The sequence below is a fragment of the Pseudomonas fluvialis genome (assembly GCF_014207935.1).
In the GTDB taxonomy this organism is placed as follows: Bacteria; Pseudomonadota; Gammaproteobacteria; order Pseudomonadales; family Pseudomonadaceae; genus Aquipseudomonas; species Aquipseudomonas fluvialis_A.
In genome coordinates this window covers 22,847-40,886 of record NZ_JACHLL010000009.1, presented here as the reverse complement: position 1 = coordinate 40,886, position 18,040 = coordinate 22,847, and the positions used below count along the sequence as shown (strand labels likewise).

The following is an 18,040-nucleotide window of genomic DNA, read 5'->3' as shown; positions in this document are numbered from 1 at the left end:
ACCACTTTTGAAAACCCGCTTCAAAAGCGCGGAGCCGTATAACCAAGCCCCTACCCTCAGCACCTACCAGAACATAACTTATTGTTTTGGAAGGCTTTCTTTGCAGAAGCGCTGAAAGTGGGGCGCATTATAGGGCAGCAGATTTCAACGTCAACCCCGAAAAGCGAATAAAACACGTTTTTGCAGCATCGGCAGGCGGAAAAGCAGCAATGCGCTGCCCGCAAACGCATAGAAGAGCCAGAAAGCAATGTCTGAACGCACCACCCACAGGTAATGCAGCAGCACCAATATCAAAACCGGATAAACCAGCCGGTGCAGCGATTTCCAGCGAACACCCAGGCGCCGCATGCTGTAGCGGTTGGATGTGATAGCCAGCAGCAGCAATCCGGCCAAAGCCAGACTCCCGATCAACACATAAGGCCTGCGCTCTAGCTCAACGCATAAACGCACGGCATTCCACTCGATCATCAGCCCGGCAAACACCAGCATATGCAGACATGCATAGGTGAATGACCACAACCCCAGCTGACGCCGCACAAGCTGCCAGCCACGCCAACCATGGATAAGCCGCAATGGAGTCATGCAAAGCGTGACCAGTAAGAGCGTCAACGCACTGTGCCCGAGGAAATCAAGCAACTCCTTCACTGGATCAACGCCAAGCTTATTCAGCACAGCCTGACTCACTACCCAGGCTAACGGCAAAGCAGAGAGCGCAAAAACACTAATACGCCAGCCAAGCATCAGTAATTCACCCGCAAATCCATACCTGCATACAAGCCTGCCACTTCCTCGCCATAGCCATTGAACATGAGCGTGTCTCGCACTCCCCGCTCAAATAACCCGCCAGGCAAGCGCCGCTCTGTCGCTTGACTCCAGCGCGGGTGGTCCACATCAGGATTCACATTGGCAAAGAACCCATACTCATCCGGAGCCAGAGCCTGCCATGTCGTGCGCGGCTGCTCACGCGTGAAACTGATCCTGACAATCGACTTGATGCTCTTGAACCCATACTTCCAGGGCACAACCAGCCGCAACGGAGCACCGTTTTGCTTTGCGATAGCACCACCATACATACCCACCGCCATGAAGCTCAGCGGATGCATCGCCTCATCCATCCGCAGCCCCTCTACATAGGGCCAGTCGATCAATGCAAAGGGCGAACGGACACCCGGCATTTCCTCTGCGCGCACCAGCGTTTCAAAACGAATGAATTTCGCATGGCTATTCGGCCGGAGATGCTGGACCAGACTCGCCAGCGGGAAGCCCAACCAAGGAATCACCATCGACCACGCCTCAACACAGCGCAGGCGATAGATACGCTCTTCAAGCGCGGCCTCGTGGAATAAGGATGCCAAGTCGTAGCGCCCGGGGCGCTCAACCTCACCATCCACAAGAACAGTCCAAGGCTCGACCGTCAGACTTGCAGCATGGCGAGCGGGATCGTCCTTGTCCGGACCGAACTCGTAAAAGTTGTTATATACGGTGGCCGCAGCGTAAGGAGCGACCGAGTCATTCGGGGCAAGAGCAGCACCAGAATAAGATGCACGTTGCCGATGCTGTAGCCACGACGGCAGCACATCGGCACTCGAAGACTGAGCAGACGCCACTGAAGGAAGCAGGGAACTACCAGTAACCGCCAGGCTGGCACTCAGAAAGCGGCGCCGTGATAGATAGAGGGATTCACTGCAGACCTCCGACTCTTTGCAGTCAGAGGCTTTAACAATCTTGATCAACATACCGGCACCCGCAGTCCATGGTCATTGCAACCATAGACCGCGCAAGTGCCGAAAGATTACACAGCAGGAGCCTGCTTACGGCGACGCAAATGCATCACAGGGCCTGATGCAGCGTAGGCGAGGAAGATCAGCAGCAGGATGCGGGGCGGATCGGAGAAGACCACAGCAAAGACCAGCACCACAATGAGAATGGCGAAGAACGGCACCCGGCCTTTCAGATCAAGATCCTTGAAGCTGTTGTACTTGATATTGCTGACCATCAGCATTCCCGCGCCAGCCACCAGAAGGGCAACCAGGAAAGCCATGTTGGAGCCCTTGATACCGAAATCGCTAAAGGCCCAAACCGTACCTGCCACCAAAGCCGCAGCCGCAGGACTGGCCAAGCCAATGAAATAGCGCTTATCCGCTTTACCGACCATGGTATTGAAGCGAGCGAGGCGCAGTGCAGCACCCGCGACATAGATGAAGGCCACCATCCAGCCGACCTTACCCAGGCTGCCCAACGCCCACTCGAACGCCACCAGCGCCGGAGCCACACCAAAGGCCACCATATCCGACAGCGAGTCATACTCGGCGCCAAATGCACTTTGCGTATTGGTAAGACGAGCCACTCGCCCATCGAGACCATCGAGCACCATAGCCACGAAGATGGCAATCGCGGCATTCTCGAAATGCCCGCTCATGCCGTTGATGATGGCGTAGAAGCCCGAGAACAGAGCCGCCGTGGTAAAGAGGTTGGGCAACAGGTAGATGCCACGATGACGAACCTTGCGCCCCTGCTCGTCATGCACTTCTTCGACATGCTCATCGATGGGCAACAGGCTTTCCGCCTCGGCAGACTGACCGGTTTCTTTGGCGTTATCACTCATGCGCAGTACCTTGCCTGAAAAACGATTACTGATTGACCACCAAACCCGACCGAGGTTCAGCGCCCTGCTTTATACCAGAAGCCTCTGCACATAATGAAAAAACGCGGCCTAAGCCGCGTCTTTTCACATCAACCCGAGCAGATCAGTTCTTGCTCTTGTCGACGATCTTGTTGGCAGCGATCCACGGCATCATGCCGCGCAGCTTCTCGCCAACCACTTCGATGCCGTGCGCGGCATTGTTGCGGCGATAGGCAGTCATTGACGGGTAGTTGGTCGCGCCTTCGCTGATGAACATCTTGGCATACTCGCCGTCCTGAATACGCTTCAGGGCGTTGCGCATGGCCTGACGGGATTCGGCGTTGATCACTTCCGGACCAGTCACGTACTCGCCGTACTCGGCATTGTTGGAGATCGAGTAGTTCATGTTGGCGATACCGCCTTCGAACATGAGATCAACGATCAGCTTCAGCTCGTGCAGGCACTCGAAGTATGCCATTTCCGGTGCATAACCGGCTTCAACCAGGGTTTCGAAACCGGCTTTTACCAGTTCAACGCAGCCACCGCACAGAACAGCCTGCTCACCGAACAGGTCGGTTTCAGTCTCGTCCTTGAAGGTGGTTTCGATGATGCCGGTACGACCACCGCCCACGCCGCTGGCGTAGGACAGAGCAACGTTCTTGGCATTGCCGGAAGCGTCCTGATAGATAGCGATCAGGTCAGGAATACCACCGCCACGAACGAATTCGGAACGCACGGTGTGGCCCGGAGCCTTCGGCGCGATCATGATCACGTCGAGGTCGGCGCGCGGTACAACCTGGTTGTAGTGGATAGCGAAACCGTGAGCAAAGGCCAGGGTCGCGCCTTTTTTCAGATTCGGCTCGATCTCGTCCTTGTACAGTTTGCCCTGGAACTCGTCCGGGGTCAGGATCATGACCAGATCAGCCCAGGCTACAGCATCCTTCACCGGCTTGACGGTCAGGCCATGCGCTTCGGCTTTGGCCACGGTAGCGGAGCTGGTACGCAGACCAACCACAACGTCCACACCAGAGTCTTTCAGGTTGCACGCATGAGCGTGGCCCTGGGAGCCATAACCGATGATGGCAACTTTCTTGCCCTGGATGATCGACAGGTCACAGTCCTTGTCGTAGTAAACATTCAAGCCCATGGAAATTCTCCTGATTACCTGGCCCGTAAAGGGCCTGTGAAAAAAGTTAGATGCTCAGTACTTTGTCGCCACGGGCAATGCCGGTGACACCACTGCGTACGGTTTCCAGAATCGACGTGGTGCCGATGGCCTGGATGAAACTGTCCAGCTTGTCGCTGGTACCTGCCAGCTGAATGGTGTAGACGCTGCTGGTCACATCCACGATCTGACCGCGGAAGATATCGGTGGTGCGCTTGATCTCGGCACGCTGAGCGCCAGTTGCCTTGACCTTTACCAGCATCAGCTCACGCTCGATGTGGGCACTTTCCGACAGGTTCACCAGCTTGACCACTTCGATCAGCTTGTTGAGGTTCTTGGTGATCTGTTCGATCACGTCATCGTGCCCGACAGTGGTCAGCGTCAGACGCGACAGGGTCGGGTCTTCGGTCGGCGCCACGGTGAGGCTTTCGATGTTGTAGTTACGCTGAGAGAACAACCCGACGACGCGCGACAGTGCGCCCGGCTCGTTTTCCAGCAGCAGGGAGATAATGTGTCGCATCAGGTACGCTCCGTCTTGCTCAGCCACATGTCACGCATGGCACCCTCGCGAATCTGCATCGGGTACACGTGCTCGCTGGTATCCACGGCAATATCGAGGAACACCAGGCGGTTTTTCAGGGCAAACGCCTCCTCCATCTTCGGCTTGAGATCCTTGAGGTCGGTGATGCGCATGCCCACATGACCATAGGACTCGGCCAGCTTGACGAAGTCCGGCAGCGACTCCATGTAAGAGTGCGAGTAACGGCTGTTGTACTGCATGTCCTGCCACTGGCGAACCATGCCCAACGCACCATTGTTCAGGTTGATGATCTTCACCGGCAAGTCGTACTGAAGGCAGGTCGACAGTTCCTGAATGTTCATCTGGATACTTCCCTCGCCGGTGACGCAGGCCACGTCATCATCCGGGAAGTTCAGCTTCACACCCATGGCCGCCGGCAGACCGAAGCCCATGGTGCCCAGACCACCGGAGTTGATCCAGCGATTGGGTTTGTTGAAGCGGTAGTACTGCGCCGCGAACATCTGGTGCTGACCGACGTCGGAGCTGACGAAAGCTTCACCCTTGGTGACTTCCAGCAAAGTCTCGATCACGGTCTGCGGCTTGATGATGCTGCCATCGCCCTCGTTGTACGGGAACAGCCGACCCTCACCACGCCACTCGTCGATCTGCTTCCACCAGCTGGCGACGGTGTCCTTGTTCGGCGTCTCCCCCATCTCTTTGAGGATGGCGACCATCTCGGTCAGCACGCTGTCGACCGGACCAACAATCGGGATGTCGGCTTTGACGGTCTTGGAGATCGAGGCCGGGTCGATGTCGATGTGAATGACCTTGGCGTTCGGGCAGAACTTGGCCGCGGTTTCGCCGTTGATCACACGATCATCGAAGCGCGCACCGACAGCCAGAATCACGTCGGAGTGGTGCATGGCCAGGTTGGCGGTGTAGCTGCCGTGCATGCCAAGCATGCCGACGAACTGGCGATCGCTGCCCGGGAAGGCACCCAAGCCCATCAGGGTATTGGTCACTGGCAGATTGAGCAGCTTGGCCAGCTCAGTAAGCTGAGCCGACGCATTGCCCATGACGACGCCGCCGCCGGAGTAGAGAATCGGGCGCTTGGCGGCCAGCAGCATTTCCACGGCCTTGCGGATCTGCCCGGAGTGACCACGGGTCGCCGGATTGTAGGAACGCAGCTTGGCCTTCTTCGGGTAGCTGTACTCAAACTTCTCGGCCGGATTGGTCATGTCCTTGGGAATGTCGACTACGACAGGACCAGGACGACCAGACTGAGCGATGTAGAACGCCTTCTTCATCACTTCAGGAATTTCTGAAGGATGCTTGATGATGAAGCTGTGCTTCACGATCGGGCGAGAGATACCGACCATGTCGGTCTCCTGGAAGGCATCAGTACCCACCATGCGACTCGGCACCTGGCCGGACAACACCACCATGGGGATGGAGTCCATGTAGGCGGTCGCAATACCGGTAATGGCATTGGTCGCCCCCGGACCGGAAGTAACCAGCACCACGCCGGCCTTACCAGTAGCACGGGCATAGCCATCAGCCATATGCGTGGCGGCCTGTTCGTGACGAACCAGGACATGAGTCACTTCCGGCTCTTTGAACAGGGCATCGTAAATATGCAGGAGGGCACCGCCCGGGTACCCGTAGATGTACTTAACGCCCTCGTCACGCAACGAGCGGACGACCATTTCAGCGCCAGATAAAAGCTCCACGTAATCACCTCTTTAACGCTTGGGAGCCGCCCACGCGAGGACGGCTGAGTTGGTTAACCGGCCTGACAGCACATGGGTGAATGTGATCACCGTGACAGCTGTGGCTGACTGACCAGTATTGGGAGCATCCCCATTGTTGCGGGACCATCCCACCCAGCGCGAGGTAACGCGTTACAGGGTGTAAGCAGGGCGGCGCGGGTGTGCACCTTGGGTGCCGTGCGCGACAGGCGGTAACCTGGAACGACTTGGCGAATCGTGGATTGTTGAGAAACGTAACACCCAAGTCAAGCCGGAAGCGTTTTTTATTCGATACAGCGCTGTGACACAACGCAGGATGAAGTTTGTGCTGTTTTGGTTATAGTTGCAGGCGTAAGCATCTCACCCACAAGGACTCCACATGCGTCGCTCACTGATTGCCAGCGCCCTCATCGTGCTCATGAGCACGCCCGTCATGGCCGCCCAGGTCTACAAATGGGTGGATGCCCAAGGTGTGACCCACTTTGGCGCCCAGCCGCCAGAAGGCCAGCAGGCAACCAGCGTCAACACCACGATTGCGCCAGCACCCACAGCCGCCCCGGCAAAACTGCCACAGGTCGGCGTGGATGAAGAACAACAGGCCATCGACGAGAAAGTGAAAAAGGAAGTTGCCGCCAAGGAAGCCGAGCGCAAGCAGTACTGCGAGAAAATGCGCACCAACCTGGCCCAGCTGGAAAACAACCCGCGCCTGCGCGAAGAAGTGAACGGCGAAGCTCGCCGCCTTGGCGAGGACGAACGTCAGAAACGCATTGCCGAAGCCAAAAAAGCCATCGCGGAAAACTGCCAGTAATACCGCTTAGCAGCCCAACCCGATCAGCCGATCAAACTCCTCCAGCGCCGCGATCAGGCCCTTGACCTCAAGGGCCCGACCAACGAAGACCTGCTCTGCCATCGGCGCAATACCGGATGCAGCGGGCAAGGGCGCATTCGCCTCCAGCAGGCTTTTCAGCCGCGGCAGAAAGATCCACTGCAGCCACTCCTCGAACGCCAGACTGTCGACGCAGAAAGGCTGCTGACTGGCCAGCGCCTCGGCGCTGGGCGCCTGCTGAGTCCACAGACCCAACTGACGCAATTGCCGCTCGATGAGCAGCAACTGATCGGCAATCAGCGGAATGCGCGCATCCATCAGGAGCTGACCTGAGCCCGCTGCCGAGCCTGCGCGGCGCCAGCCGGATCACCCTGCTTGTCGCGCGCCTGGGCAATCAGCTCCCACAGACTGGCCTGTAGCGCCGGCCGCCCATTGGCATAGGTCAGGCCACGCCGAGCCAGCTGTTCGGCTTGGGCGGGATCACCCTGCGCCAGTCGCACCTCGGCCAGGCGATAGAGTACCTGCGGCTCGCGCGGCGCAATGCGCTGAGCGCGCTCCAGACTGACCGAAGCACCATTGAGATCGCCACCCGACTGCTGCTGCTGGGCCGTGGTCAGCAGTGCCAGCACGGGGCCGTCCAACTGCTCATCGGCCGCCAGGCCGCCAGCCGTCGACGGAATGCCACTGGGTGCCGAAGCTCCAGCAGCCGCGCCCCAACTACCAGCCAGCGTAGGATCGGCAGTAATGGGCCCAGGCGTAATGGCCGGCGCACCCAAAGGCGCAGCACCGGCCTGAATCGGCGCAGGCGTGCCGCCCTGCGGCACCATCACCACAACCCCGGAGTCCTGAGGCAACGATTGCACAGAGGAGGGCTGCGGCTCACGCACGGCACTACCGCCGGCAGACAAGGGAGCACCGGCATCCACCACAGGCACCGAGCCACGCTGCGGCGTGGCGCAACCTGCCAAGGTCAACGAAGCAGCCAGCAAAGGCACGTACAGCTTGTTCACACACCTACTCCTCTAGTCATTCCAGCCAACCCTTGACCCAATCCATCACCGCACCAGCCGGTGCCGCGATACCGCACGGATTGCCTGGTGCGGGCTCGCTACCGCGAATATAAGGCATCTGCACCGCCCCCGGGCAGCCAGGATCGGAACCCAGCCCCGTGCGCGGATCAATCCAGGCCTGTACCACGTTATCCGGCATGGGCATATCCAGCGGCAGCGGGTCGGCCTTGGCCATGAACCCGGTCCACACCTGCAGCGCTCCGGTTGCACCGGTCAGTGGCGTCTTACCATTGTCATCGCGCCCCAGCCAGACCACCGCCAGCAAATCCTGACTGAAGCCGGCAAACCAGCTATCGCGCGAGTCGTTACTGGTGCCGGTCTTGCCGGCCAGGTTGAGATTGGCAGGCAGCCGGGAATACACCGAACGCCCCGTGCCTTCGCGCATAACGCGCTGCATGGCAGCCTGAGTGAGGTAGATCGCACCTGGATCAAAGCGCTGCTGAATCTGGAACGGATAACGCCCGAGTGGCTCACCCTCGGCCGCCAGCACGCTGCGAATGGCCCGTAGCGGCGTATTGAAGCCGCCATTGGCCAGGGTCTGATACATGCCCGCCACTTCCATGGGGCTCAGCGAGCCCGCACCGAGCAGCATCGAAGGGTAAGCCGGCCACTCACGAGACACGCCCAGGCGCTCCAGCGTCTTGAGTACGCTGGGCACCCCCAGCTCAAGCCCGAGCTTAGCGGTGGAGAGGTTGTAGGAATTGGCCAGCCCCTGATACAGGAAAATATTGCCATGGGCCTGGCGGTCATAATTCTGCGGACGCCAAACCTGGCCATCCTGACCTTTTACCGAGAAGGGCTGATCGGCCAGCCAACTGGTCAAGGTGTACTGACTGGGGCGCTCGAGAGCCGTCAGGTAAACCGCTGGTTTGATCAGCGAACCAATTGGCCGCACCGCATCCAGCACCCGGTTGAAACCGGCAAAGCGTGGCTGCCGGCTACCAATCATCGCCTGCACTTCGCCAGTTTCCGGGTTGCTGACCAGCATGGCCGCCTCGACCTGCTCCACGCCCTTGCGCCCGCCAAGACGCTTGAAGGTCTCACTCAGCGCTGCCTCGGCCTTGACCTGCAGAATCGGATCGAAGCTGGTGAAAATGCGCAGCCCCTCTTCGGTCAGGTCTTCCTCACGGTAATCCTGACGTAGCTGGCGCTTGACCAGATCAAGGAACGCCGGGAAAGAGCTGTCAGCCAGACTGCCGCGCTGGGTAATGGCCAGCGGCTGCGCCTTGGCCTGTACCGCCTGCTCCACAGTCACAACGCCCTGTTCAACCAGCAGATCGATCACGAGATTGCGGCGCGCCAGCGCGCGCTCGGGATTGCGGCGCGGATTGTAGTAGGTCGGTCCCTTGACCATGCCCACCAGCAGCGCCACCTGATGCAGCTTCAGCTCGGACAGCGGCTGACTGAAAAAGTACTGACTGGCCAGACCGAAGCCATGCACCGCACGCTGACCATCCTGCCCGAGGAACACCTCATTCAGGTACGCCTCCAGAATGGCCTGTTTGTCGTAGTGCAGCTCCAGCAGCACGGCCATCATGGCCTCGGTCAACTTGCGCTGCAGGCTGCGCTCACCGGTCAGGTAGAAATTCTTTACCAGCTGCTGGGTCAGGGTGCTTCCGCCCTGACGCAGCTGACCTGCCGAAGCATTGACCCAAACCGCACGGGCAATCGACTTGAGCGAAACACCGTGATGATTCCAGAACTCACGATCCTCGACCGCCACCAGGGTTTCCACCAAGTAGGGCGGCACCTGATCAAGCTTGATCAGCACACGGTCTTCATGATGTGCGGGATACAGACCGCCGATCAGCATCGGTTCAAGACGGGCCACCGCCAGTGCCGCACCATTGGCCTGGCTCAAGCCGGCGACATAGCTGCCGGAGAAACGCACCCGGATCCGCTGCGCCGGCTCCAGCCCTTCATAAAACTGGAAGCCACGGCTATGCAACTCCACCGTATTGCCGTTAACCGAAACCGCACCGGGGCCATTGCCAACACTTTCGCGGCGATAGCCCAGGGCTGTCAGCTCGGACAGGAAGTCCTCGCGCGTAAGTTTCTGTCCGACGAACAGCTCCAGCGGCCGCGCATAAACCTTGGCTGGCACCGTCCAGCGTTTTCCGGAGAATTTCTCCTGCACCACGGCATCCAGGTACACAGCAAAACCTGCCAGCACGACCAGGCCGACCAGGCTCAGTTTGAGCAACAAGCCCAGCCAAGGACGCGCAGGCGGTCGCACCTGATTGCGGGAGCGAGAAGAACGAGGGGAGCGAGATCGAGTCATGGGCGGCGATTATACGTACTTTATCCACAACCAACAGGCGCCCTCCGGCGGTTTGCAGAGTGCCGCACAGCAGCCATAATGCGCGTCCCGCATGCCCGCCGCACAAGGATCCATCGTGAGCCAAGCCCTGATCAACGCCCTGCAGAACTCCAGTCTCTACCCGCACCCCGTGGAGTCGTTTCAGGTCATCGAAACCCATATTTCCTGGGTCATCCTCACCGGCCCTTATGCCTACAAGATCAAGAAACCGGTCAACTTCGGCTTTCTCGACTTCAGCAGCCTGTCTGCGCGCGAGCATTTCTGCCGCCAGGAGCTGCTGCTCAACCAGCGCCTGACCGAAGGCCTGTATCTGGAAGTGCTGCCTATTTATGGCAACGCCGAACAGCCCTCTTTCAATGGCAGTGACGCACCAATCGAATACGCCCTAAAAATGCGCCAGTTCCCACAGAGCCAACTGCTCAGCGCCGTACAGGCACGTGGTGAGCTGACCACCCTACACATCGACCAGCTCGCCGCTCAGATCGCTAATTTCCATGCCCGCGCTCCGCGCGTACCGGTTGAGCACGAACTCGGCAGCCCCGACGCCGTCATGGCGCCGGTGCGGCAGAACTTCGAGCAGATTCGCGCCATGCTGCCCGACAGCAGCGACCTGCCACAGCTGCTGGCGCTGGAAGCTTGGGCAGAGAGCACCTTCGAACGCCTGCAATCGCTGCTGGCCGCACGTAAACCTGAAGGGTTCATCCGCGAATGCCACGGAGACATCCACCTGGGCAACGCCACCCTGCTCGACGGCCAGGTTGTGCTGTTCGATTGCATCGAGTTCAACGAGCCGTTTCGCTTCACCGACGTTTATGCAGACATTGCCTTCCTCGCCATGGACCTCGAAGACCGCGGCCTGCGCTCACTATCCAGCCGCCTGATCAGCCAGTACCTAGAGCATACTGGCGACTATGCCGGCCTGGAGCTGCTCAATTTCTACAAGGCTTACCGCGCCGTGGTTCGCGCCAAGATCGCCCTGTTCAGTCTGGCCCACCAGAGTGATGAGGACGGGCGCCAGGCAACGCTAAGCCAGTACCGCAACTACGCCAACCTGGCGGAAAGCTACTGCGCCATCCCCTCGCCTTTCCTCGCCATCACCTGCGGGGTATCCGCGGTAGGCAAGAGCCATGTTGCCCAACGCCTGGTAGACGAACTGGGCGCCATCCGTCTGCGCTCGGATATCGAACGCAAGCGCCTGCTCGGTCAGCCAGCAAATGCGCAAGCACTCAACGACGGCATCTACAGCAGCGAAGCCAGCATTGCCACCTACCAGCACCTGCACCAACTGGCCAGTGCTGCACTGCATGCGGGCTTTGCCGTCGTCATCGATGCGACCTACCTCAAGCACAGCCAGCGTCAGGCCGCGGCCGCCGTCGCAGAACAGGCTGGCGCGCCCTTCCTGATTCTCGACTGCCAGGCCCCCGACGCGATCATCAGCCAGTGGCTGGCGCAACGCCAGCAGGCCGGCGGCGATCCTTCGGATGCGACCCTGGAGGTCATCACAGAGCAGAAGGCCAACCGGGAAACTCTGCAAAGCGAAGAAAAAGCCTGCGCCCTGAGCATTGCCACCGACCAGCCTGCCAGCGTTGACAGCCTGATCCAACGCCTGCGCCAGCATCTGCCGGCCCGCTGAGGCAGCCCTCCCAGCTGTTGCCTATACTCCCGATGAGACCTCATCGGGAGTAGCTTCATGACCCAGCCGCAACAACTCGGCTCGCCGCTGTACAAGCTTCTGCGCGGCGAACAGACCAGCACCTTCAATCAGCAAAAACCTGCCAGCGGCATGATCGACCTCGCAGGCGGAGACTTTCGCGGCCTGGATCTGCGCGGCCTGGATGCCAGCCGCCTGGACCTGAAGAATGCCTACTTTCGCGGCGCCGACCTGCGTGGCATTGACTTCCGTGAAGCCAACCTTGAAGGGGCGAGCATCGCTCATGCGCAGATTTCAGGCGCCTACTTCCCGGTTGAACTGGAAGCCAGTGAAGTACTGATGTCCATGCAGTTCGGCACCCGCATGCGCTACCGCCGCCAGCCCTGACGACACCGGCAAAAGCCCCCAGCCCCGCTACACTGCATCAAAGCTTGGCGCATCAGCACGCACGGAGGCCGGATGAACGACGAACTGCTGCAACTGAAGAACCTGGGCAAGACCTCTTCGCAATGGCTGCATGCCGTGGGCATTCACAGTGAATCGGATCTGCGCCGCATGGGCTCGGTGGATGCCTACCGTGCCGTCAAGGCGCGCGGCTTTCGCGCCTCCAAAGTCCTGCTGTATGCCATCGAAGGTGCTTTGCTGGATATCCACTGGAATGAGCTGCCTCCGCAGCACAAGGCCGTACTGAACAACCAGCTGCAGAGTAACCCACACAACAAGAGCTAGCTCACAAGACCAACGGGGTGGGATTTACCGCGAACGTCCTGCATCCTATTGTGTATTCGTTTGGACGATCCGCATTAAGCCCGCTCAAGGAACGCACCATGTATCTACTCGGGGAACAACCGGCCTACGCCGACCAGCTGATTTCGCGCTTGCAGAGCATTCCCGGCCAGTTGCTGGAAGGCCTGCAGCCTGCCGGCGAGCCGCTGCTCCTCGACAGCGTGGATGATCTCAACGCGCAACTGCCGGCCAATCAGCTGTTCATCATCGCCGACGGCCTGTTGCATGCCCACGTAGAAGGCCGTCCGCTGTTCTATCTGCAGGAAGGCGACCTGCTGGGCCTGCGCCAGGGCATCGACCTGCCCTCCTGCAACTACAGCAGCGATGAACCACTGACCCTGATTCCCTACTCGCGCAGCGCCGTGTTCCAGCACATCTACAGCAGCGAAGCGCGCCAGGAACAGTTCATCCAGTACCTGATCGGCCAGACCGCCCTGCTGTCTGACGCCCTAGCCCGCCTCAAGCAGCCGGAAATCCGTCCGGCCACCGGCTTCCAGCATTTTACCGCCGGCGAAGAACTGATCCACCAGGGTGACGACGCCGACCACGTGTTCATCATCATCGAAGGTCACGCCGAAGCCTTTGTCGACGGCCACAAGGTCGGCGATGTGCAGAAGGACGAGATTTTCGGTGCCATGGCCGTCTTCACCCGCGAGAAGCGCAGTGCCACGGTCATCGCCAGCGAAGCCTGCACCGTGATGGTGATTCCCAAGGACCAGTTCCTCAGCCTGATGCAAAGCAACCCGCGGATCTCCCACAGCCTGATCGAGAGCATGGCCAGGCGCATCGACCTGCTGAACAAAGAGGTCACTCAGTTGCGATTGAAAGCCTCCGACTGAATACCACACGCCACGAATAAAGCCCGCCATCCGGCGGGTTTTTTCTGCACAGAACAAATGTGTCGATCACCAGCTTGACATGCAAATGATAATTGATATTATTTAAGCCAGCTGATCGCGAGACCAGCCGATAAGCTGGGAGACCAGGCAGTGGACTCTTCAGGTTATCTCCTCATCAGGCTAATCACGGTTATTGACCCGGCTCTTGCCGGGTCTTTTTTTGCCCATGAAAAAAGCCGCACGGCATGCGCCGGGCGGCCTCTTCAAAGCAACAGGATCAGCCGGCGCGGCGCAGCATCCACAAACCAGCGAGAGCACAGATACCGGCCGGCACCAGCACCGCCAGCAGCGGCGAGAAGCCAAATACCAGACTGGAAGGACCCAGCAGGTCCTGGGCAATGCGGAACACAAAGCCCACCAGCACGCCGCTGAATACGCGCTGCCCCAGCGTCACCGAGCGCAGCGGACCGAAGATGAAGGAAATCGCCATCAGCACCAGCGCAGCGGTCACCACCGGCTGCAGCACCTTGGTCCAGAACGCCAGCCAGTAACGGGCATTGGCCAGCCCCTGCTCGCCCAGGTAGCGCGCGTAATTCCATAGGCCGGTGATCGAAAGGGCTTCCGGCTCCATCACCACGGTGCCCAGCACCTGTGGCGAGAGCTCTACCTGCCACTGCTCGGTCGGCGCCTTGATCACCTCGGTACGTTTTTCCGCCAGATGGAAGCGGGTCGTCGCCACATCTTCCAGCAGCCAGTAATCGCCCTGGAACAATGCGCGACGGGCAAAGCTGGAGGACTGCAGATTGCGTTCGGCATCGAAGCGATAGCGGGTCACACCAATCAAAACGCCATTGGGTTGTACCGCGTTGATGTGCACAAATTCGTCGCCCTGGCGATGCCACAGACCGCGTTTGGCGCTCTGCGCATCACCGCCGCCCTGGGCCAGCGAACGACTGCCCTGGGCCAGGTTCTCGCTCCAGGGAGCGATATATTCGCCAATCAGAATGCCCGCCAGCATCAGCACCAGCATCGGCTTCATCACGGCCCAGACGATCCGGCCAACGGACACCCCGGCAGCACGCATCACCGTCAGCTCGCTGTGGCTGGCCAGCGTGCCCAGCCCGACCAGACAACCGATCAGCGCCGCCATCGGCAGCATTTCATAGAGCCGGCGCGGGGCAGTCAGCAGCACGTACCACAGGGCGTCGAGCACACCGTAGCCGCCCTCGACGTCGCCCAGCTCGTCGATAAAGGCAAACAGCAGCGCCAGGCTGACGATAATCCCCAGCACCGCCAGGATGCTGAAGAACACGCTGGTACCGATGTAGCGATCCAGCTTAACCATGGGCCACCTCCACACGCGCACGCCGTGCCGCCCAGAACAAGCGCAGATTTTCCCAATAGAGCAGCAGCACACCCACCAGCACGAACAGGCCATGCACCAGCCACAGGCCGTAGACGAATTCACCCTTGTCCAGCTTGCCGCGTGCGGCGATGAGCAGGGCCAGGTAGCTCATATACAGAAGAATGGCCGGCAGCAGCTTGAGGAAGCGGCCCTGGCGGGGATTGACCCGCGACAGCGGCACCGCCAGCAAGGTCACGACAAAGACCAGCAGCGGAATGGACAGACGCCACTGCAATTCGGCCTGGTGCCTGGGGTTGTCACTCGCCAGAAGCTCGCGGGTAGGAATCGCCTCGCGCTCGCTGATTTCGCCATCGACACTCGGCTTGGGCAGCAGCACGCCATAGGTGTCATAGCGAATGGCGCGGTAGTCGGCCTGACCTGGGCTGCCGTCGTAACGGAAACCATTGTTGAGGATCAGGTAGCGGCTGCCATCTGGCTGAATCTGCTGTCGCCCGCTCTCGGCCACCAAAACAGCAATGCCGCGGTCTTCGCCGGCCTTGCCCAGACGCTTCTCGGAGATGAACACACCCGACAGTTCGGTACGATCCTCCGAGAGTTTCTCGGTGTAGGTCACCCGGTTGCCGCCCTTGATCGACTGGAAGCGACCCGCCACCAGCGTATCGAACTCGGTCATGCTGTCCTGCTGCTTGAGGATCTCAGCCACCTTGGTCACGCCCGCCGGCGCCAGAGACAGGCTCAGCCAGGCAGTCAGCGCCGCCACCAGCAGGGCCGGCGCAAGGCTGTAGGCAAACAGCCGCTGCGGACTCATGCCGGTTGCCGACAGCACGGTCATCTCCGATTCCAGATAGAGGCGCCCGTAAGCCAGCAGAATACCGAGGAACAGCCCCAGCGGCAGAATCAGCTGAAGAAAGCCGGGTATCCGGAAGCTGATAATCAGCAGCAGTACGCCCGGATCGAGCAACCCCTGAGCAGCCTGCGCCAGGTACTTGATGAAACGCCCACTCATGATGATCACCAGCAGCACGGCACTCACCGCGCTGAGGGTCAGCAACACTTCACGGGACAGGTAACGGAAGACGATCAAACCGGACACTCCAGGGTTGTCAGGCCCAATGGGCTGCGCTCAAACTAGCCGCCATGCGGCCGGCCAGTCAGACAATTCGCGCCTGAAAAAATGCCGGCATTATCCGTTAATCCCGACTCTTTGTCTTGGGGAGAGCCTGTTATGCAATTCCAGGTCAAGTCTGCACACGCCGAAACGCTGAAAACCGCCACCCTGGTGCTGGCCGTTGGCGAAGGCCGCAAGCTCGGCAACACCGCCAAAGCCGTGGATAGCGCCTGTGCTGGCGCGATCAGCGCTGTGCTCAAGCGCGGCGACATCGCCGGCAAACCCGGTCAGACCCTGCTGCTGCACAGCCTGCCCGGCCTCAAGGCCGAGCGCGTCCTGCTGGTCGGCTGCGGCAAGGGCGAGCTGGGCGACCGCCAGTACCGCAAACTGGCCGGCAGCGTACTCGGCATCCTCAAAGGCCTGGCCGGCAACGACGCCGTGCTCGCACTCGACGAAATCAAGGTCAAGGGCCGCAACGCCTATGGCAAGGCGCGCCTGCTGATCGAGTCGCTGGCCGATGGTCTGTACCAGTTCGACCAGTTCAAGAGCGAGAAGGCCGAGCCCCGGGCGCTGAAAAAGATCACCCTGCTGGCCGACAAGGCCCACCTTGCCGATATCGAGCGCGGCAGCCTGCATGCCCAGGCCATTGCCAGCGGCATGGCCTTTACCCGCGACCTCGGCAACCTGCCGCCAAACCTCTGCCACCCCAGCTACCTGGCTGAACAGGCCAAGACCCTGGGCAAGGCGCACAAGAATCTCAAGGTCGAGATCCTCGACGAGAAGAAACTCAAGGAGCTGGGTGCCGGCGCCTTCCTCGCCGTCGGTCAGGGCAGCGCCCAGCCGCCGCGCATGATTGTCATGCACTACCAGGGCGGCAAGAAGGATGAGCAACCCTTTGCCCTGGTCGGCAAGGGCATCACCTTCGACACCGGCGGCATCAGCATCAAGCCGGCCGCCGGCATGGACGAGATGAAGTACGACATGGGCGGCGCGGCCAGTGTGTTCGGCACACTCAAGGCCGTGCTCGAGCTGCAGCTGCCCATCAACCTGGTGTGCCTGCTGGCCTGTGCCGAGAACATGCCCAGCGGCAGCGCCACCCGCCCCGGTGACATCGTCACCACCATGAGCGGGCAGACCGTGGAAATCCTCAACACCGACGCCGAAGGCCGTCTGGTGCTGTGCGACACCCTGACCTACGCCCAGCGCTTCAACCCACGTACGCTGATCGACATCGCCACCCTTACCGGTGCCTGCGTGGTCGCCCTCGGCGCCCATACCTCGGGCCTGCTGGGCAACAACGACGCGCTGATCAAGCAGCTGCTCAAGGCTGGTGAAGCCGCCGACGACCGCGCCTGGCAGCTGCCGCTGTTCGACGAGTACCAGGAGCAGCTGGACAGCCCCTTCGCCGACATCGCCAACATCGGCGGACCCAAGGCCGGTACCATCACCGCCGCCTGCTTCCTCTCGCGCTTCACCAAGGACGTGCACTGGGCCCACCTGGACATCGCCGGCACCGCCTGGATCAGCGGCGGCAAGGACAAGGGCGCCACTGGCCGTCCTGTTCCGCTGCTGACCCAGTATTTGCTGGACCAACTCAAGTGAAAATCGAGTTCTACGTGCTCGCCTCGGCCGCTCCGGCCGAGCGTGAGCGCGTCGCCTGCCAGCTGGCGATGAAAGCCTGGCGCGCCGGCCTGCCGGTCTTCCTGCGCGCCAACGATGCCGCGCAGTGCCAGACGCTGGATGAGCTGCTGTGGCGTTTCCGCCCGGAAACCTTCATCCCCCACAGCCTGTTCAGCGAAAACCCGCAGGCGCCGGTGGTGATCGGCCTGAATGAGGCGCCGGCACAAAGCAATGGTGTGCTGCTCAACCTCGACAGCAGCCTGTCGCCGCATCTCGAACAGTTCCAGCGCGTCATCGAGATCGTCAATCAGCAGCCGGAACTGTTGGCGGCCAGCCGCGAGAATTTCCGCAGTTACCGGCAACGCGGGTATGATCCGCGCCGTGTAGAGCTGTAGACC

General features: G+C 60.4%; 18 protein-coding genes. 7 read left to right on the top strand and 11 right to left on the bottom strand.

Features of this window, described 5'->3' with window-relative positions; translation table 11 throughout:
* Positions 1 to 150: 150 nt before the first annotated feature.
* From HNP49_RS18175 to HNP49_RS18150, 6 genes are all read right to left on the bottom strand, one after another.
* Positions 151 to 741 carry a sulfite oxidase heme-binding subunit YedZ gene (locus tag HNP49_RS18175; protein WP_409372565.1) on the bottom strand — a complete coding sequence of 197 codons (591 nt, stop codon included), beginning with the start codon at positions 739 to 741 and terminating at the stop codon, positions 151 to 153.
* Positions 741 to 1,736: a protein-methionine-sulfoxide reductase catalytic subunit MsrP gene (msrP, locus tag HNP49_RS18170; RefSeq protein WP_184685667.1), complete on the bottom strand. Its 996-nt coding sequence runs from the start codon at positions 1,734 to 1,736 to the stop codon at positions 741 to 743. Before msrP ends, HNP49_RS18175 begins: the two co-directional genes overlap by 1 nt.
* A 56-nt stretch (positions 1,737 to 1,792) precedes the next feature.
* Entirely contained in the window at positions 1,793 to 2,605 is an 813-nt protein-coding gene (pssA, locus tag HNP49_RS18165) for a CDP-diacylglycerol--serine O-phosphatidyltransferase (RefSeq protein WP_095940637.1), read from the bottom strand.
* Positions 2,606 to 2,747: 142 nt separating this feature from the next.
* Positions 2,748 to 3,764: a ketol-acid reductoisomerase gene (gene ilvC / locus HNP49_RS18160; RefSeq protein ID WP_184685669.1), complete on the bottom strand. Its 1,017-nt coding sequence runs from the start codon at positions 3,762 to 3,764 to the stop codon at positions 2,748 to 2,750.
* A gap of 52 nt (positions 3,765 to 3,816) precedes the next feature.
* Positions 3,817 to 4,308, bottom strand: coding sequence for an acetolactate synthase small subunit (ilvN, locus tag HNP49_RS18155; protein WP_095940636.1), 492 nt, complete (start codon positions 4,306 to 4,308; stop codon positions 3,817 to 3,819).
* Positions 4,308 to 6,038, bottom strand: coding sequence for an acetolactate synthase 3 large subunit (locus HNP49_RS18150; protein WP_184685665.1), 1,731 nt, complete (start codon positions 6,036 to 6,038; stop codon positions 4,308 to 4,310). The genes ilvN and HNP49_RS18150 overlap by 1 nt, the downstream gene beginning before the upstream one ends.
* A gap of 397 nt (positions 6,039 to 6,435) precedes the next feature.
* Here HNP49_RS18150 and HNP49_RS18145 point away from each other — a divergent pair, with 397 nt between their 5' ends.
* The gene (locus HNP49_RS18145) at positions 6,436 to 6,864 is read left to right on the top strand and encodes a DUF4124 domain-containing protein (RefSeq protein WP_184685663.1); all 429 of its coding nucleotides are present in this window, start codon (positions 6,436 to 6,438) and stop codon (positions 6,862 to 6,864) included.
* 6 nt (positions 6,865 to 6,870) lie between these two features.
* Here the strand turns inward: HNP49_RS18145 and HNP49_RS18140 are convergent, their stop codons facing one another.
* The 3 genes from HNP49_RS18140 to mrcB are packed head-to-tail and all read right to left on the bottom strand — an operon-like array spanning position 6,871 to position 10,233.
* Complete coding sequence (locus HNP49_RS18140; RefSeq protein ID WP_184685661.1) at positions 6,871 to 7,200, bottom strand: YqcC family protein; 330 nt, start codon at positions 7,198 to 7,200, stop codon at positions 6,871 to 6,873.
* Positions 7,200 to 7,892 (bottom strand): M48 family metallopeptidase, encoded by a 693-nt coding sequence (locus HNP49_RS18135; RefSeq protein ID WP_184685659.1) that lies wholly within the window; start codon positions 7,890 to 7,892, stop codon positions 7,200 to 7,202. The genes HNP49_RS18140 and HNP49_RS18135 overlap by 1 nt, the downstream gene beginning before the upstream one ends.
* Positions 7,893 to 7,908: 16 nt before the next feature.
* Positions 7,909 to 10,233 (bottom strand): penicillin-binding protein 1B, encoded by a 2,325-nt coding sequence (gene mrcB, locus HNP49_RS18130; RefSeq protein WP_184685656.1) that lies wholly within the window; start codon positions 10,231 to 10,233, stop codon positions 7,909 to 7,911.
* 115 nt (positions 10,234 to 10,348) lie between these two features.
* Here mrcB and HNP49_RS18125 point away from each other — a divergent pair, with 115 nt between their 5' ends.
* The 4 genes from HNP49_RS18125 (at position 10,349) to HNP49_RS18110 (ending at position 13,548) form a co-directional block, all read left to right on the top strand.
* A complete protein-coding gene (locus tag HNP49_RS18125) occupies positions 10,349 to 11,905 on the top strand; it encodes a bifunctional aminoglycoside phosphotransferase/ATP-binding protein (RefSeq protein ID WP_184685654.1) in 1,557 nt (518 codons plus the stop codon).
* 57 nt (positions 11,906 to 11,962) lie between these two features.
* Positions 11,963 to 12,310, top strand: a complete 348-nt coding sequence (locus HNP49_RS18120; RefSeq protein WP_184685652.1) for a pentapeptide repeat-containing protein — start codon at positions 11,963 to 11,965, stop codon at positions 12,308 to 12,310.
* Positions 12,311 to 12,382: 72 nt separating this feature from the next.
* A complete protein-coding gene (locus HNP49_RS18115; RefSeq protein WP_184685650.1) occupies positions 12,383 to 12,652 on the top strand; it encodes a TfoX/Sxy family protein in 270 nt (89 codons plus the stop codon).
* Between the two features lie 98 nt (positions 12,653 to 12,750).
* Positions 12,751 to 13,548, top strand: a complete 798-nt coding sequence (locus HNP49_RS18110) for a Crp/Fnr family transcriptional regulator (protein ID WP_184685648.1) — start codon at positions 12,751 to 12,753, stop codon at positions 13,546 to 13,548.
* A 277-nt stretch (positions 13,549 to 13,825) separates the two neighbouring features.
* Here HNP49_RS18110 and lptG read toward each other — a convergent pair whose 3' ends face one another.
* Both lptG and lptF read right to left on the bottom strand, forming a co-directional pair.
* Positions 13,826 to 14,893, bottom strand: coding sequence for an LPS export ABC transporter permease LptG (gene lptG, locus HNP49_RS18105; protein WP_184685646.1), 1,068 nt, complete (start codon positions 14,891 to 14,893; stop codon positions 13,826 to 13,828).
* Positions 14,886 to 15,998 (bottom strand): LPS export ABC transporter permease LptF, encoded by a 1,113-nt coding sequence (lptF, locus tag HNP49_RS18100; RefSeq protein ID WP_184685644.1) that lies wholly within the window; start codon positions 15,996 to 15,998, stop codon positions 14,886 to 14,888. Before lptF ends, lptG begins: the two co-directional genes overlap by 8 nt.
* Positions 15,999 to 16,139: 141 nt before the next feature.
* Between lptF and HNP49_RS18095 the strand changes: the two genes are divergently transcribed.
* Both HNP49_RS18095 and HNP49_RS18090 read left to right on the top strand, forming a co-directional pair.
* Entirely contained in the window at positions 16,140 to 17,624 is a 1,485-nt protein-coding gene (locus HNP49_RS18095) for a leucyl aminopeptidase (RefSeq protein ID WP_184685641.1), read from the top strand.
* Positions 17,621 to 18,037: a DNA polymerase III subunit chi gene (locus HNP49_RS18090; RefSeq protein ID WP_184685640.1), complete on the top strand. Its 417-nt coding sequence runs from the start codon at positions 17,621 to 17,623 to the stop codon at positions 18,035 to 18,037. Before HNP49_RS18095 ends, HNP49_RS18090 begins: the two co-directional genes overlap by 4 nt.
* The last annotated feature ends 3 nt before the right edge of the window (positions 18,038 to 18,040 follow it).